At 67.2% G+C, this 15,368-nt stretch carries 13 protein-coding genes; 8 read left to right on the forward strand and 5 right to left on the reverse strand.

The window, feature by feature from the left end; all coding sequences use genetic code 11:
• Positions 1-1,065: 1,065 nt before the first annotated feature.
• Genes E1263_RS29860 through ligD form a run of 4 tightly spaced genes read left to right on the forward strand, consistent with a single transcriptional unit; the run spans position 1,066 to position 5,941 of the window.
• Positions 1,066-2,016: an RNA polymerase sigma factor gene (locus E1263_RS29860; protein WP_202869117.1), complete on the forward strand. Its 951-nt coding sequence runs from the start codon at positions 1,066-1,068 to the stop codon at positions 2,014-2,016.
• Between the two features lie 30 nt (positions 2,017-2,046).
• A complete protein-coding gene (locus E1263_RS29865) occupies positions 2,047-2,910 on the forward strand; it encodes an alpha/beta fold hydrolase (protein WP_202869118.1) in 864 nt (287 codons plus the stop codon).
• Between the two features lie 59 nt (positions 2,911-2,969).
• Positions 2,970-4,967, forward strand: a complete 1,998-nt coding sequence (locus E1263_RS29870) for an ATP-dependent DNA helicase (RefSeq protein ID WP_132173384.1) — start codon at positions 2,970-2,972, stop codon at positions 4,965-4,967.
• The gene (ligD, locus tag E1263_RS29875) at positions 4,964-5,941 is read left to right on the forward strand and encodes a non-homologous end-joining DNA ligase (protein WP_132173386.1); all 978 of its coding nucleotides are present in this window, start codon (positions 4,964-4,966) and stop codon (positions 5,939-5,941) included. The genes E1263_RS29870 and ligD overlap by 4 nt, the downstream gene beginning before the upstream one ends.
• On the opposite strand, the gene E1263_RS29880 is transcribed toward ligD, so the two are convergent.
• From E1263_RS29880 to lexA, 3 genes are all read right to left on the reverse strand, one after another.
• On the reverse strand, positions 5,927-6,871 hold the full coding sequence (locus E1263_RS29880) for an EndoS/ChiA family endoglycosidase (protein ID WP_132173388.1): 945 nt from the start codon (positions 6,869-6,871) through the stop codon (positions 5,927-5,929). The two genes, ligD and E1263_RS29880, sit on opposite strands and share 15 nt — an antisense overlap.
• Positions 6,872-7,083: 212 nt before the next feature.
• Positions 7,084-7,593, reverse strand: coding sequence for a glutathione peroxidase (locus tag E1263_RS29885; protein WP_132173390.1), 510 nt, complete (start codon positions 7,591-7,593; stop codon positions 7,084-7,086).
• Between the two features lie 49 nt (positions 7,594-7,642).
• Entirely contained in the window at positions 7,643-8,425 is a 783-nt protein-coding gene (lexA, locus tag E1263_RS29890) for a transcriptional repressor LexA (protein ID WP_132173392.1), read from the reverse strand.
• Positions 8,426-8,750: 325 nt separating this feature from the next.
• On the opposite strand from lexA, the gene E1263_RS29895 reads away from it, so the two are divergent.
• Entirely contained in the window at positions 8,751-9,338 is a 588-nt protein-coding gene (locus tag E1263_RS29895) for a LysM peptidoglycan-binding domain-containing protein (RefSeq protein ID WP_132173394.1), read from the forward strand.
• On the opposite strand, the gene E1263_RS29900 is transcribed toward E1263_RS29895, so the two are convergent.
• The gene (locus E1263_RS29900) at positions 9,298-9,891 is read right to left on the reverse strand and encodes a GNAT family N-acetyltransferase (RefSeq protein ID WP_238161647.1); all 594 of its coding nucleotides are present in this window, start codon (positions 9,889-9,891) and stop codon (positions 9,298-9,300) included. The two genes, E1263_RS29895 and E1263_RS29900, sit on opposite strands and share 41 nt — an antisense overlap.
• Positions 9,892-9,968: 77 nt before the next feature.
• On the opposite strand from E1263_RS29900, the gene E1263_RS44125 reads away from it, so the two are divergent.
• Positions 9,969-10,565, forward strand: coding sequence for a TetR/AcrR family transcriptional regulator (locus E1263_RS44125; protein ID WP_272949705.1), 597 nt, complete (start codon positions 9,969-9,971; stop codon positions 10,563-10,565).
• Here E1263_RS44125 and E1263_RS29910 read toward each other — a convergent pair.
• A complete protein-coding gene (locus E1263_RS29910) occupies positions 10,558-11,508 on the reverse strand; it encodes a nucleoside hydrolase (protein WP_132173396.1) in 951 nt (316 codons plus the stop codon). The genes E1263_RS44125 and E1263_RS29910 overlap by 8 nt on opposite strands.
• Before the next feature lie 350 nt (positions 11,509-11,858).
• On the opposite strand from E1263_RS29910, the gene nrdR reads away from it, so the two are divergent.
• Entirely contained in the window at positions 11,859-12,353 is a 495-nt protein-coding gene (nrdR, locus tag E1263_RS29915; RefSeq protein ID WP_132173398.1) for a transcriptional regulator NrdR, read from the forward strand.
• 109 nt (positions 12,354-12,462) lie between these two features.
• Entirely contained in the window at positions 12,463-15,357 is a 2,895-nt protein-coding gene (locus E1263_RS29920; RefSeq protein WP_132173400.1) for a vitamin B12-dependent ribonucleotide reductase, read from the forward strand.
• Positions 15,358-15,368 lie beyond the last annotated feature (11 nt).

Raw genomic sequence — 15,368 nt, forward strand, 5'->3', positions numbered from 1 at the left:
CACCCCACCTAGCCCAATCGCCCCTCCCGACACGACGGACTGCAGGTAGTCCGCCCACAGAACCTCCGCCCGCCGTGCTCCAGCTCGAACTGCGGTCTGGCGCGCACCACCTGCAGTTGCACCTGCCGTGTCGGCGCCCCCATCCACCGGCCGAGCAGTTTGCCCGCCCGCCCGTCCGCGCCAGCGTGACGGACTGCAGATAGTCCGCCCGCGACGCCGCTGCCCGCCGTACTCACGCTCGAACGGCGATCTCACGCGCACCACCTGCAGTTGCTCCTGCCGTGTCGGCGCCCCGCAAGCCCTCCTCCAAGCCGCCTGCCTGCCGTCAGCACCACCGCCGCGCCGCCCCACCTGGCCCAGTAGCCCCCGAGATCGCCACATCCGACACGACGGACTGCAGGTAGTTCGCCTATGGCTCCGCGGCCTGCCGTGCTCGCCCTCGTACGGCGGTCTGGCGCGCACCACTTGCAGTTGTTCGTGTCGTGTCGGCGCCCCCAATCCACCGGCCGAGCAGCTTGCCCGCCCGGCCGTCCGCACTAGCACGACGGACTGCAGGTAGTCCGTCCGTGGCCCCGCTGCCTGCCGTACTCGCGCTCGTACGGCGGTTTGGCGCGCACCACTTGCAGTTGTTCCTGCCGTGTCGGCGCTCCGCGAGCCATCCTCCGAGCCGTTTGCCTGCCAGGTCGTCCGCGCCGGCACGACGGACTGCAGGTAGTCGATCCCCTGCACCGCTGCCCGTCGTACTTGCGCTCGAACGGCGGTCTCACGCGCACCACCTGCAGTTGCTCCTGCCGTGTCGGCGCCCCCCAAGCCATCCTCCGAGCCGTTTGCCTGCCTGGTCGTCCGCGCCAGCACGACCGACTGCAGGTAGTTCCTCCCCGACACCTTCGCCCGCCGTGATCCCGCTGGAACCGCGGTGGCACCTGCACCACCTGCAGTCGTTGATGCCGCCGTACCAGCGTGCCGCCACTCGCCTTACAACCGCGCGCCGTCGACTGACTCCACTCGACGGACTCGGCGCTGGCTGGGGTTGAGTGTGGGGTGTGGACTGGGACACTGGAGTGCGTGAGCCGGTCCGGGATGCGGGAGATGGTTGCCGAGGGCGCCGACTCCGACCTGACCTTGCGCGCTCAGGCTGGGGATGCCGGTGCGTTGGGCCTCCTGCTTGAGCGACACCGCGCCGGCATGCGCGCTGTCGCGCTGGCCCTCCTCGGCCATGGCCCCGACATCGACGACGTGGTCCAGGACGCCGTACTGGTTGCGTTGCGGCGAATCAGCGACGTCCGCGACCCTGCAGCAGTCGGCCCCTGGTTGCGGATGATCGTGCGCAACGCCTGCCGCGCTCGACTCCGCGCGCCGTACGAGCTGGAGCTCCTCGACCAGCACACGGCACCGGACCCGACACCCGAGCAGATCCTGGAGAAGCACGCACTACAAGACTGGGTCTGGCGAGCGATCGAGGACCTCCCACCGCCGACCCGGATGGTGGTGATGTTGCGCCACTTCAGTACCAACGTCACGTCGTACCAGCGGATCGCCCAGGCATGCGGCGTACCGGTCGGCACCGTCCGCAGCCGGCTCAGCAACGGCCGGGCCGCGCTGGCTGAGGCACTGCGTGCAACCACAGACTCCGCGTACGGCGACGCTGCCGCGCTCACGGAAGCCAGTCGGCGCGAGGGGCTGGAGACGTTGGCGGAGGCGGAGCGTGGACGGTTCGCCAAAGTACTGGCCGAGCGATGGTCGCCCACGGTTGCGCTGCTCGGATATGACCAACCGATCATCGGCCACGACTTCCTGCTCCGCGGCATGGAGGGCGATCTGGAAGCAGGTGTCCGGCAGCGCCTCCGCAACGTGGTCGCCAGCCGCGGGATCGTCATCTGGGAAACCGACCTGCTCAATCCGCCCGACAACCCCGACCACTGCCCGCCCGAGTCCAGTTGGCTGATGACGCTCAAGCAGGGGCGGGTCCAGTCGCTCCGGCTCTTCCACCCGGCCCGTGTGATCCAGATCGCATGAACTTCGGCGGTCATTTCGACTCCTGCCGACATGACCACGCACACGATCGAACTGAACGGCACAACCCAGCGCTACCACGTCCACGGCAGCGGACCGGTCTGCATCGCGCACCCGGGCGGCCCCGGCGTCTTCTGGGAATACCTGCGGATGCCGCTGCTCGAACAGCACCTCACGATGGTGTACGTCGAGCCGATCGGCACAGGTGGATCCGGACGCCTGGCGACTCACCCCAACCGCTACACCCGAGCCCGGTACGCCGAGGCTGTCGACGGACTGATCGACCACTTGGGTGTGGACTCGGTGTACGTTCTCGGCCACTCGCATGGCGGTTTCGTCGCCCAGTACTACGCACTGCAGCACCCTGAGCGAGTAATCGGGGTCATCCTCTACGACAGCGCGCCGGTGACCGGTCCGGAACACGGGGCCGAGCTCATGCGCAACCTGGAAGAGTTCAGCGCCCGGAACGCGGGCAACCCCGACCTTCCCGCCGTACTGGCCACTGTGCAGTCCATCCCGACCATTTCGACCGATGAGGAGATGACCGCCGCGCTCAGCGGCATCATCCCGCTCTATGTCGCCGACTACTGGGGGCGGCGCGAGGAGTTTGCCCCGCTGCAGGCGCGGGTCCGGGGCACCCACATCTCCGGGCTCGACGCGCAAGGCGAGCCGGAGCTGATCGACGACCGCGCAACGTTGGGGGAGCTCCAGGTCCCCGCGCTGGTGATTGTCGGCTGGTGGGACCCGATCTGCGGTGTCCGCTGGGCCGAGGAGCTCGCCAAGCTGATCCCGGCCGCCGAGCTGGTGACCCTGGAGCACAGCGGCCATTTCGGTCACCTCGAGGAGCCCGAGGCCTTCGCCGACGCCGTCACGGCGTTCGTCAATCGGACGCACTGACCGGGTTATCCACAGCCGAAGTCCGCGCGGCGAATTCTGTCCGTCGCGCGGGCTAGGGTGTGGCGGTGGGTGTCGACGTACGCGAATTACTTGAAGCCGCTGTCTCCGGGATCGCCGGAACGACCAGACCTGGTCAGGTGGAGATGGCCGAGGCCGTCAACACCGCCATCCACGACGGCTCGCATCTGCTTGTCCAAGCCGGCACCGGCACCGGCAAGTCCCTCGGCTACCTGGTGCCCGCGCTGATGCATGCGATCGAGGACCGGCGGGTCGTCGTCTCGACGGCCACTCTGGCTCTGCAGTCGCAGCTCGTCGACCGCGATGTCCCGGCCTTGCTGGACGCGACCGAGAAGCTGCTGCCGCGCCGCCCGAAGTATGCGATTCAGAAGGGCCGCAACAACTACGCCTGCCTGCACCGGATCCGCGAGGGTGCGCCGGACGAGGACGGCATGCTGATCGACATCCCGCCGGCGGGGGCTATCGGGCAGCAGGTGCTGGAGCTGCGGGACTGGGCCGAGCAGCAGTTGCTCGACGGCGCGGCCGGCGACCGTGATCACGCGCCCTCACATCAGTACCAAGCCTGGCAGCAGGTCGCGATCGCGGCCCGCGAGTGCCTCGGCGCGCAGAAATGCCCGTACGGCGACGAGTGTTTCGCGGAGAAGGCCAAGGAGGAGGCCCGCAAAGCGGACATCGTGATCACGAACCACGCGCTGCTGTCGATCGACGCCTTCGAGAACCGGACGGTCCTGCCCGAGCACGACGTGATCATCGTCGACGAGGCGCACGAGCTGGCGGCCCGGGTCACCGGCGCGGCCGGGGACGAGCTCTCGCCGCAGATGATCGAGCGCGCCGCCAAACGGTCCCGCCGGTTCGTCGACGACGACAAGGCCGACGACCTGATCGACGCCTCCGACGCGCTCCGCGCTGCCCTCGAAGCCACCCGTGAGGGCCGGATCGAGCCCTCGAACGCGCCGGTCCTGGAGGCCGCGGGCCTGGTCCGTGACGCCGCCCGCGGGCTGTACTCCGACCTGAACAAGAAGTCCGACGGCAAGGACGACGACCCGGACGGCGCCAAGCGGCAGGCCAAGGGTGCGGTCAAGGAGATGTTCGACGTCGCCGAGCGGGTCGCCGCACTGAACGACCTGGACGTCGTCTGGATGGTCGACCGGGAGCGGTTCGGCCGCGAGTTGCGGATCGCGCCGCTCACCGTCGCCGGCCTGCTGCGCGAGCTCGTCCTCAAGGACCGGACGGCGATTCTCACCTCCGCGACGCTGACGCTGGGTGGCGACTTCGACTCGATCGCTCGCCAGGTCGGTCTGCGACCGGCCGACAAGCTCAGCGCCGACGACGAAATGCCCGAGCTCGACGACAGCAACGACACCGGGCCGCTGCCGTGGCGCGGCCTCGACGTCGGATCCCCGTTCGAGTACGAGAAACAAGGCATTCTGTATGTCGCCAAGCACCTCCCGCCGCCGCATCGCGACGGTCTCGGCCAGAAGCAGTTCGACGAGATCATCGACCTGATCACCGCAGCCGGTGGTCGCACCCTCGGCCTGTTCTCGTCGCGCCGGGCGGCGGAGGCGGCGACGGCCGCTGTCCGTGAGGCGACCGACCTGACCATCCTCTGCCAAGGCGATGCGCAGCTCGGCGAGCTCGCCAAGGAGTTCGTCGACAACCCGGAGACGTCCCTGTTCGGGACACTCTCGCTCTGGCAAGGCATCGACGTACCGGGCTCGACCTGCAACCTGGTCATCATCGACCGCGTTCCGTTCCCGCGCCCCGACGAGCCGCTGATGGCGGCCCGCCAGCGCGCCGTGGACGAGGCCGGCGGCAATGGGTTCATGGCTGTTGCCGCGACCCACGCCGCGCTGCTGCTCGCCCAGGGCACCGGCCGGCTGATCCGCCGCAGCTCCGACCGCGGTGTGGTCGCGATCCTCGACCCCCGCATCGTCACCCAGCGGTACGGCGGTTTTCTGCGCGCCTCCTTGCCTCCGATGTGGCCGACGGCGGATCGTGAGAAGGTGCTCGCTGCCTTGAAGAGACTCCAGACGGTATGAGCCCCGCGGGCGGTCCGCCGGTGCTGCCGATGATGGCAGCGCTGGGCGAGATGCCGTCCGGGTCCGACTGGTCGTACGAGCTCAAATGGGACGGGATCCGGGTCGTCGTCGAGGTCGACGACGGGATCTGCCGGTTGTGGTCGCGGAATAGCCGTGACGTCTCCGGTGGGTACCCCGAGCTGATCGGTCTGGCCGAAGCGCCCGGGCTGCGACTCCCAGCCGTACTGGATGGGGAGATCGTCACGCTCGACGAGCACGGTGCGCCGTCGTTCGGTCTGCTGCAACGGCGGATGCATGTCCGGGATCCGCGGCAGTTGCGGCATCTGATCACCGAGGTGCCGGTCTCGGTGCGGTTGTTCGACTTGCTCCGCTTCGACGGCAAGTCATTGCTAGAGGCAACGTACGACGACCGCCGTGGACTGCTGGAGTCGCTGGAGCTCGGCGATCCGTTCTACGAGACGCCGGCCGCCTTTGCCGACGGCAACGAAGCTCTCGAGCTCGCCATGTCCACCGGGCTCGAGGGGGTGGTGGCGAAACGACGCCGTTCCCGTTACCTGCCCGGCCGCCGCAGCGCCGACTGGATCAAGGTCAAACCGGTGCAGACCCGCGACGTCATCCTCTGTGGATGGCATCCGGGGGAGGGGAACCGCGAGGGCAAGATCGGTTCCTTCTACATTGCCGCGTACACCGAGCCCGGCGGCGAGCTGCTGCTGATCGGCAAGGTCGGTTCGGGGCTCGACTTCGCGACCCTCGACCTGCTCGGTGCTGAGCTGGCCGGCCTGGAGATCGACCGGCCCGCCTTCGATCCAGCCACCATCCCGGGCCCTGACCAGCGCCGCGCACACTGGCTGGACCCGGCCCTCGTCGCGGAGGTCACCTACTCCGGCTGGGCCGCCGACGGCCGCCTCCGGCACCCGGTCTGGCGCGGCCTCCGCCTCGACATCGACCCCACCGACGTCCTAGTGGTCGACTGACTTGGCCAACGCGTCGAGCCGCTTCATCCAGCTGTAGTCGGTCGTCGAGATCGTGTCGTCGCCAGGCTGTTTGCCGTCCCGGTCGATCGCGTAGGCGAACACTCCGCCCTTCTCGCCTCCGGTCGGCTGCCAGCGCGCGTACGACGCTGCCCGGCTGGTGTCGAACGGGTCGAGCGTGTCGTCCCAATGGGCGCCGCGCTCTTCGTAGAAGGAGACTCCGGGGAGGAACTGGCACGACGAGATCCGGCTTGCGAAGGTCTGCCAGGTCGACTGGAGTGTCTGCGCACCACGGCCGTAGGCCTGCAGCATCACGTAGTCGTAGCTCGACGAAGTGCGGGTGAACACCGGGTGGGTGCCAGTCATGTTGGTGTCGTAGATGAAGAGTTTTCCTGAGCTCGATCTCGGGCCGATCCGCTTGCCGAGCGCGTTGAGGATCCCTGCGGCTCGGGTCAGCGCCGTACCGCTCGGGGTGCTCTCGACATCGACGTCGAGGCCGTCGACACCCCACTTGACGATGTACTCGTCGTAGAGCTGCTGCGCATAGGCGTCGTACGCCGCTGCCGTGTCCGCGACCGGAGCCGTGGCGAAGTCGTCGATCCAGAGGGTGAAGACCGCCTTCGTGCCCTGGGCGTGCAACGCGGGCAGGTAGGTGTCGCGGAGTGCGACCCAGAAGTCCGGGTCGTCGGCCGGCTTGGTCGCGAAGACCGACACGATGTCGATCTCCGGCGGGACCTCGCTCAGCCGCTGGACGTTCGGCTCCCGGTCCTCGGGCTTGGTGGTGGCGACGTCGCGCCACTGCCGGTAATACCCGTAGGTGACGGGTGTCCCGCAGTTCTGTGCGCCGGTGGCGGCCGCGGCCGGCGCGATCGGCGCCAGCGCCACGGCACCGGCGGCGAGCGCGACGCATGCTGTCCTGATGACTGTCCTCATGGGCAGTCAAGATGCCGAACTATACCGGTTTAGTCAACGGTCACCGGCAGACCGGTAGAGGCAGGAGAGCCCGGCTCGCCGAGGCGTGAGAAAACTGCCCGGTATACGGACGGATTCGCGCTGCGCTGTGACGCCACTTGTTCAGGTGTTGCAGCGAGTGGGGTCAGAAATGGTTGCGCTCGGCATCGATCGCCGAGCGCGCCGGGGGACGGTCAGTCGTTCGATTCCCGGGAGGTGGCCGGCATCGCCAGTGCCGCCTCGATCTTGTCGGCCAGCTTCTCCGGGGTGTTGGTCGGCGCGTAGCGCGCGATCACCCCGCCGTCGCGGCCGATCAGGAACTTGGTGAAGTTCCACTTGAGCCGGCCGCCGAGCAGGCCGCCCTGCTCGCGTTTCAGCCAGTTGTACAAGGGGATTGTCCGCGAACCGTTCACGTCGATCTTGGCGAACATCGGGAACGTCACGTGGTAGATCGTCGAACAGAAGTTGGCGATCTCCTTCTCGTCGCCGGGCTCCTGGTGATTGAACTGGTCACAGGGGAAGCCCAGCACTGAGAAGCCCTGGCGGCGATAGGTCTTGTAGAGCTTCTGCAGCCCCGCGTACTGCGGGGTCTGGGAGCACTGCGAGGCCGTGTTCACCACCAGGAGCACCTGGTCGCGGAAGTCGGCAAGAGACTGTTCATTGCCTTCGATCCGGCGCGCGCTGAAGTCGTAGACAGTCGTCATGGGAACAATGCTGACACGCGCCGGGAAAGTCCGCTCGCCGTCTGAGATGTCAGACTCGCCGCAGAACTGTAACGACCTTTCCGAGGATCACCGCGTCCTTGCCGTCGATCGGCTCGAAGGCCGGGTTGTGCGGCATCAGCCAGACCTCGGACTTGGTCTTCTTGAACGTCTTCACGGTCGCCTCGCCGTCGATCATGGCGGCGACGATGTCACCGTTCTCCGCGGTCTGCTCCTGCCGGACGACCACCCAGTCGCCGTCGCAGATGGCGATGTCGATCATCGACTCACCCTTGACCTTCAGCATGAACAACGTGCCCTCGCCGACCATTGCCTTGGGCAACGGGAAGACCTCTTCGACCTGCTGCTCGGCCAGGATCGGGTTACCGGCGGCGATCTGTCCGACGACCGGCACGTAGACCGCGTCCGGGTGGGCGTCGCCGGCCCCGGTCTCGTCGTACGCCGTCTGCCGGACCGAGCCCAGCGCACTGCGCCGGGCGGCCGCGTCGACCTCGCCCGGGTAGCGGACCTCGATGGCGCGCGGCCGGTTCGGGTCGCGGCGCAGCAGGCCCTTCTGCTCGAGGACCCGCAGCTGGTGCGACACCGACGACGAGCTGGTCAGGCCGACCTTCTCGCCGATCTCGCGCATCGACGGCGGGTAGCCACGGCTTTCCACCGAGTCCCGGATCACGTCCAGCACTCGGCGCTGGCGCGGCGTCAGTCCGGTCGCGTCGGCCGGCCCGTCGGGCAGCTCGCTCACGCTCCGGCCCGCCTTGCCGGTGGCATCCGCGGCGCGGTTCTCGTTCTTGCTGGAACCGCTCGGCGTCCTGGCCATCGGTGATCCGCTCCTCTGGTCGGGCCGGCGGGGAAAACGCACGGCCAAGGTTGCTCGACTGAGATGACCGTAGACCGAATTCTGAGATTCTTCAAACATCTGTTCGAAGGCGTGTCGGCTCGCACGTTTGTTCGTGTGTCGGGTTATAGGGCGGGAATTCCCCTGGCGTGTCGGCGTTGGAAGTAGTTGCGTCGACAGGGTCGATGGGTTAATCATTCGTACAGACGTTCGATCGAACAGGTGTTCGTCTGATGGCCGCGACGAAAACTGTCGGCGGTCGCCGGTAGACAAGGAAGCACAGCAACAACGTGGTCTGGAGGATCTGATGAGTACAGCGGAACTCGCAGCGGATGCGCTGGTCGGCGATACCGGTTACGGGGCAGCCGGCCACCGGGCAACCGGCTATGCAGGGACCGGTCGACCGGCGCCCGAGGCTGCGCCTGCTCCTCAGGAGGGTCCGCGCCGCCGCCGGATCCCCGGCAGCACCACCGAGCCGCTGCCGATCCGGGGCTGCGCGGGTGAGGTGCTCGGCCGGCACGTTGCCGAGCCGGCCGCGCTGCGCCAGGTCGCCCGCAATCAGGAGTTGCGCCGGCCGCGCGAGGTCGAGGCCCCGGCGCTGCGGCTGACCCGCCGCGGCCGGATGCTGGTCGCCTTCGTGTCGGTGCTCATCTTCGGCTCGGCCATCGCCGTCCTCGGCCTGCGGATCGCCGGCGTCCTCGAGACCGGTCCGGAGTTCAGTAGCACCGTCTCGGTCCAGGTCGGGCCCGGTCAGAGCCTGTGGTCGATCGCCCAGGAGACGAACCCCGAGGTCGATCCGACCGTGGTCATCGACAAGATCGCCGACCTGAACAACCTCTCCGGCCCCGCCGACCTCAGTCCTGGTCAGACGCTGCAGATCCCGATCGCCCGCTGATCCACTCGTTCTTCAGCAAGGCATAAACGAATTCGTTGCACCACTCGTCCTTGAGTCGCCAGGCCTGCAGATGGTGAGCCTCCCGGCGCATCCCGAGCCGTTCGACGAGCTGCGCCGACGCAGTGTTGCGGTCATCGAGGATGGCGACGATCCGATGCAGCCCGAGCTCCTCGAAGCCGAGCCGCACGATCTCCTGGGCAGCCTCCGAGGCCAGCCCCTTGCCCTGATGGCCGGCATGCAGGGCGTACCCGAGCTCACCCGTCTGATCGGCCGCACTGGCCCACTTGAGCAGTACTTCGCCGATGACGGTCTTCGTCTCGCGTAGTTCGATCGCCAGCACCAGCCACTGACCTTCCTCGGTCAGCCGGTCCTGCGTGAGCTTCGCCTCCAGGGCGACCCGCGTCTGTTCCCGATCCCGCACCGGCCACGGCACGTACCGCACGACCTCCGGATCCGAGTGGAACGCGACCAGATCATCGAGGTCGTCCATCCGATGCGGCCGCAGGTCGAGCCGCTCGGTGCGCAATGGATAGACCGGGTGTAGTCCGCTCACAGTGCTGCCCTTCGGAGTAGTCTGTCTAACACCGTTAGACACTAGCTTCTCTTCCCGAACCCGACAATGAGGTTCCCGTGCCCACTGACCCGCCCACGACGGCGACCCGTGCCCCCTCCTCCCATGCCGCGGTGGGGATCACGGTCGCGGCGATTGCCGATGCGGCGCTCTCGGTCATTCGGGCGGTGGGAGTCGACGGGCTGACCATGCGCGGAGTCGCCGAGCGGTTGGGCGTGCGGGCGCCGTCGCTTTATCACCACATGCGGAACAAGGCCGACCTGCTCGACCTGGTCGCGCGGAACGCCTTCGACGAGTTCGCGGCGGACGAAGCGGCGTACGGGGAACTGAGGTCGATCGATGAATGGATCGAGCTGACCAGAACCGGCTCGCTCGAATTCCGTGCGTTCTACGCGGCCCATCCCGGATTGGCCGGCCTGATGCAGGCGAAGGCGACTCCGGATCGCGATCAAGGAGACGGTTCCCGAGCGGCTCTCATTCGGGTTCAGATCGAGTCGCTGACCCGCCTCGGCGTACCGGAACCCCGGGCGCGGCACCTTTTCGAGGTCAGCGCTCGCTGGTCACTCGCCGCCGTTGTCGCCAATCTGCCGGATGACCTGTTCGCCGACGGGCTCGACGTATTCCTGGCCGGTCTGAAAGCCCAGCTGACTACCTGACCGCGTCCAGCCACAATTCGGCGTACCGGGAACCCTCCACTGCTGTCGCAACCTCAACCACGGTGGGTGAAACGCCGTGGGGATCGCTCGTCCGATCGGTCGACCAATCCCGCGTGTCGACGATCGTCCGCCCGCGCGACCAGCTCCCGCCAAGCTCCACCCGCAACGGAAAACGCTGCGTGGTCAGCCCGTCAGGATCAATCACCGCACAAACAGCGCCGCCATCGCCAATGCTGGCGCCCTCAGCGCCGTACAGCTCGCTGCGCTTTTCGATCAGTTTGCGTGCCAGCTCGGCTGCGGGCGATCCACTCAATCCCCGCGCCTGCTCGAGCGTCACAACAACGTCGTAGAAGACGTCCAGCCCATACATCGTGACCGGTACGGCGAGTTCCCCGGCGGCCGCGAGCATGATCGCTGCCGCTTCGGGATCGGTCCAGATGTTGAATTCGGCCGAGGCGGTCGCGTTCCCGATGCCCGCAGCACCACCCATGAACACGATTTCACGCAAACCGGCGGCCGCCTCGGGATAAGTGCGCAGCAGCAAAGCGATATTCGTCAGCGGCGCCAGGGGGATCAGCGTGATCGGCTCACCCTTCGCCGCCGCGTCCAGCAGAACCTCGCGGAGGAGCTCGACAGCCGGCGTCGTACTGGGTGACCGAGTCGACCGCGGCCACTCCAGATCCCCAAGACCGTCAACGCCGTGAACGTGAGGCGCCGTACGCATCGGTTGCAGTAAGGGGAGCGCTGCGCCTCGACCAACCGGTACGTCGGTCCGCCCAGCCGCCTCGAGGACGGTCAGGGTGTTGATCACGACATCGTCCAGCCCGACGTTTCCGCCGACGCAGGTGACGGCCCGGAGGTCGAGTTCAGGGTGGCGGGCGGCGAGGAGCAGTGCGCAAGCGTCGTCCAGCCCGGTGTCGACATCCAGGATCACCGGTTTCATGGATCCATCCTCGCCCATCGCCGGGGTCGCCGAACGACCGGGGGGAGGGGCCCGGAAGCGTCGCAGTGTGCACCTGTCCGGGGCGCTTTCGGTGACGCCACGCGGGACTACACGGGCTCGCGCGAGTGTTGGAATCAATGAGGTGTGAGACCGATTCCGAAGCGACGCGCGCGAGATGTGGCCGTTCTTGCAAACTGTCGGAGGCGAGGACTAGCATCCCTAGATGTAGTGGTTGCACGGGTGTAACTCTCCACAGGTAGTGGTTGGTTACCCACAGGCCATACACAGGTTGTCCCCAGATTCATCCACAGACCCGCCTTGCAGGCGGCCTACGGGAGGAGTGATTCGCCGTGCACTGTCCGTATTGCCGGCATACCGATTCCCGTGTGGTCGACAGCAGGGTGGCCGAGGACGGCGGAGCGATCCGCCGCCGGCGCCAGTGCCCGGTCTGCGAGAAGCGGTTCACCACCGTCGAGCAGATGCAACTGACGGTGGTGAAGCGCTCCGGCGCGACCGAGCCGTTCAGCCGGGAGAAGGTCGTCAACGGCGTGAGCAAGGCCTGCAAGGGCCGGCCGGTCGGCGTGGATGCACTGTCCCGGCTGGGACAGAAGGTCGAGGACGCCCTGAAGGCCAGCGGTTCACCGGAGGTTCCCGCGCACGAGGTCGGCCTGGCCATCCTCGGGCCGCTGCGGGAGCTGGACGAAGTCGCCTACCTGCGGTTCGCCAGTGTGTACCGGCAGTTCGAGTCGGCGGACGATTTCGAGACCGAGATCGCCCTGCTGCGCGCGGAGAAGGAGCCCGAGGGCACCGAGCCGCCGCCGCTGAGGCCGACCCAGCAGACATAAATCGGGGATACGGCACCACCAGTAACACGACGGCCGGTACGGCGTTGACGCAGTACCAAACGGGGCGGTCCCGGGCAGGCCGCAGCAGGGCTAATTGCGAGGAGCACAAATGACAGAGACGGTGACCGGCCACTCGGGGTCGACCAAGAGGTCGCCGGCCGGGTTCCGCGGGCGTAAGAACGCTGCGGCGGGACTCACCATCGAGCGCATTTTCACCACCGAAGGCGTACATCCGTACGACGAGGTGACGTGGGAGCGCCGCGACGTCGTACAGCAGAACTGGAAGACCGGCGAGACCGTTTTCGAGCAGCGCGGGGTGGAGTTCCCCGACTACTGGAGCGTGAACGCGTCCACGATCGTCACCACCAAGTACTTCCGTGGTGCGGTCGGGCACGACAACCGTGAGTGGAGCCTGCGCCAGCTGCTGGACCGGGTCGTCAAGACCTACCGCAAGGCCGGCGAGGACCACGGCTACTTCACCACCCCGGCCGACGCCGAGATCTTCGAGCACGAGCTCACCTGGATGCTCCTGCACCAGTACTTCAGCTTCAACTCGCCGGTCTGGTTCAACGTCGGGACGACGTCCCCGCAGCAGGTCTCGGCCTGTTTCATCCTGGCCGTCGACGACTCGATGGACTCGATCCTGAACTGGTACAAGGAAGAGGGGCTGATCTTCAAGGGCGGCTCCGGCGCCGGACTGAACCTGTCCCGGATCCGTTCCTCCAAGGAGCTGCTGCAGTCGTCCGGCGGCACCGCCTCCGGCCCGGTCTCCTTCATGCGCGGTGCGGATGCGAGCGCCGGGACGATCAAGTCCGGTGGCGCCACCCGCCGCGCGGCCAAGATGGTCGTGCTGGATGTCGACCACCCCGACATCGAGGAGTTCGTCGAGACCAAGATGCGTGAGGAGGACAAGATTCGCGTCCTCCGCGACGCCGGGTACGACATGGACCTCGGCGGCCGCGACATCACCTCGGTCCAGTACCAGAACGCGAACAACTCCGTCCGGGTCACCGACGAGTTCATGCGCGCGGTCGAGGAGAAGGGTGAGTTCGGGCTGCGGGCGCGCCTCGACAACTCGATCATCGAGACCGTCGACGCCCGCGAGCTGTTCGACAAGATCAGCCACGCGGCGTGGGCCTGCGCCGACCCGGGCATCCAGTACGACGACACCATCAACGACTGGCACACCACTCCCGAGACGGGCCGGATCACCGCATCCAACCCCTGCTCGGAGTACATGCACCTGGACAACTCGTCCTGCAACCTCGCGTCGCTGAACCTGATGAAGTTCCTCCGCGACGACGACCTGTTCGACTCGGAGAAGTTCGTCAAGGCCGTCGAGCTGATCATCACCGCGATGGACATCTCGATCTGCTTCGCCGACTTCCCGACCGAGGCGATCGGCGACACCACTCGCGCCTACCGGCAGCTCGGTATCGGCTACGCGAACCTCGGTGCGCTGCTGATGGCCACGGGTCACGCCTACGACTCCGACGGTGGTCGCGCACTGGCGGGCGCTATCACGTCGCTGATGACAGGTACGTCGTACAAGCGTTCGGCCGAGCTGGCCGGCATCGTCGGTGCCTACGACGGCTTCGAGCGCAACAAGGAAGCGCACACCCGGGTGATGCGCAAGCACGCCGCGGCCAACGACGCGATCCGCGAGGTGCACGAGATCGACAAGGACGTCCACACGCACGCCACCGCGGCGTGGGAGGGCGTGCTGAAGATCGGCGCGAAGAACGGCTGGCGCAACGCGCAGGCCTCGGTGCTGGCACCGACCGGCACCATCGGCTTCATGATGGACTGCGACACCACCGGTATCGAGCCGGACTTCTCGCTGGTCAAGTTCAAGAAGCTGGTCGGCGGCGGCTCGATGCAGATCGTCAACCAGACGGTCCCGCGGGCGCTGCGTCAGTACGGCTACACCGAGGAGACGATCGAGGCGATCGTCGAGTACATCTCGGAGAACGGTCACGTCGTCGACGCACCGGGCCTGAAGACCGAGCACTACTCGATCTTCGACACCGCGATGGGTGAGCGCGCGATCAAGCCGATGGGCCACGTGCGGATGATGGCGGCTGCCCAGCCATTTTTGAGTGGCGCAATTAGCAAGACCTGCAACGTTCCTGAGACCGCAACGGTCGAGGAGATCCAGGACATCTACTTCCAGGGCTGGAAGCTCGGCCTCAAGGCGCTCGCGGTCTATCGCGACAACTGCAAGGTCGGACAGCCACTGTCCGGCTCGAAGGCGGCGGCGACGACGGAAGCGCCGACCGCTGAGCCGGTCGTCGAGAAGATCATCGAGTACCGGCCGACCCGCAAGCGCCTGCCGAAGTCGCGCCCGTCGCGTACTACCTCGTTCAGCGTGGGTGGCGCCGAGGGCTACATGACCGCCGGCTCTTACCCGGACGACGGCCTCGGTGAGGTCTTCCTGAAGATGGGCAAGCAGGGCTCGACCCTGGCCGGTGTGATGGACGCCTTCTCGATCGCCATCTCGATCGCCCTGCAGCACGGCGTACCGCTGGAGACCTACGTCCAGAAGTTCACCAACCTGAAGTTCGAGCCGGCCGGTCTGACCGACGACCCGGACGTCCGGATGGCGCAGTCGATCATGGACTACATCTTTCGTCGGCTTGCTCTGGATCACTTGTCCTTCGACGACCGCTCAGCCCTCGGCATCTACTCCGCCGACGAGCGCTCCCGTCAGCTCGACACCGGCTCCTACGAGCCGGCCCCGGTAGAGATCTCCGAGCCCGAGTCCCTGAAGTCGGTCGAGCCACTCACCGAGGTCGCTGACGTCGCTGACGTCACCGAGAAGCCGGTCGAGGCAGCTGCTGCCAAGCCGCTCACCTCGGAGGTCCGCACCACCGCAGAGATGTTCGAGCTCATCACCGGCACCTCGGTCGATGCCCCGCTCTGCTTCACCTGCGGCACCAAGATGCGCCCCAGCGGTTCCTGCTACGTCTGCGAAGGCTGCGGCTCCACCTCGGGTTGCAGCTAACCCTCAAGTCA

Origin of the sequence: Kribbella antibiotica (genome assembly GCF_004349055.1) — a bacterium.
Classification (GTDB): domain Bacteria; phylum Actinomycetota; class Actinomycetes; order Propionibacteriales; family Kribbellaceae; genus Kribbella; species Kribbella antibiotica.

Coding starts and splice junctions, on each gene's coding strand:
- E1263_RS29865 (WP_202869118.1), top strand. CDS start 2,047: ATGACCACGCACACGATCGAACTGAACGGCACAACCCAGCGCTACCAC.
- ligD (WP_132173386.1), top strand. CDS start 4,964: ATGAGCCCCGCGGGCGGTCCGCCGGTGCTGCCGATGATGGCAGCGCTG.
- E1263_RS29880 (WP_132173388.1), bottom strand. CDS start 6,871: ATGAGGACAGTCATCAGGACAGCATGCGTCGCGCTCGCCGCCGGTGCC.
- E1263_RS29885 (WP_132173390.1), bottom strand. CDS start 7,593: ATGACGACTGTCTACGACTTCAGCGCGCGCCGGATCGAAGGCAATGAA.
- lexA (WP_132173392.1), bottom strand. CDS start 8,425: ATGGCCAGGACGCCGAGCGGTTCCAGCAAGAACGAGAACCGCGCCGCG.
- E1263_RS29895 (WP_132173394.1), top strand. CDS start 8,751: ATGAGTACAGCGGAACTCGCAGCGGATGCGCTGGTCGGCGATACCGGT.
- E1263_RS29910 (WP_132173396.1), bottom strand. CDS start 11,508: ATGAAACCGGTGATCCTGGATGTCGACACCGGGCTGGACGACGCTTGC.
- E1263_RS29920 (WP_132173400.1), top strand. CDS start 12,463: ATGACAGAGACGGTGACCGGCCACTCGGGGTCGACCAAGAGGTCGCCG.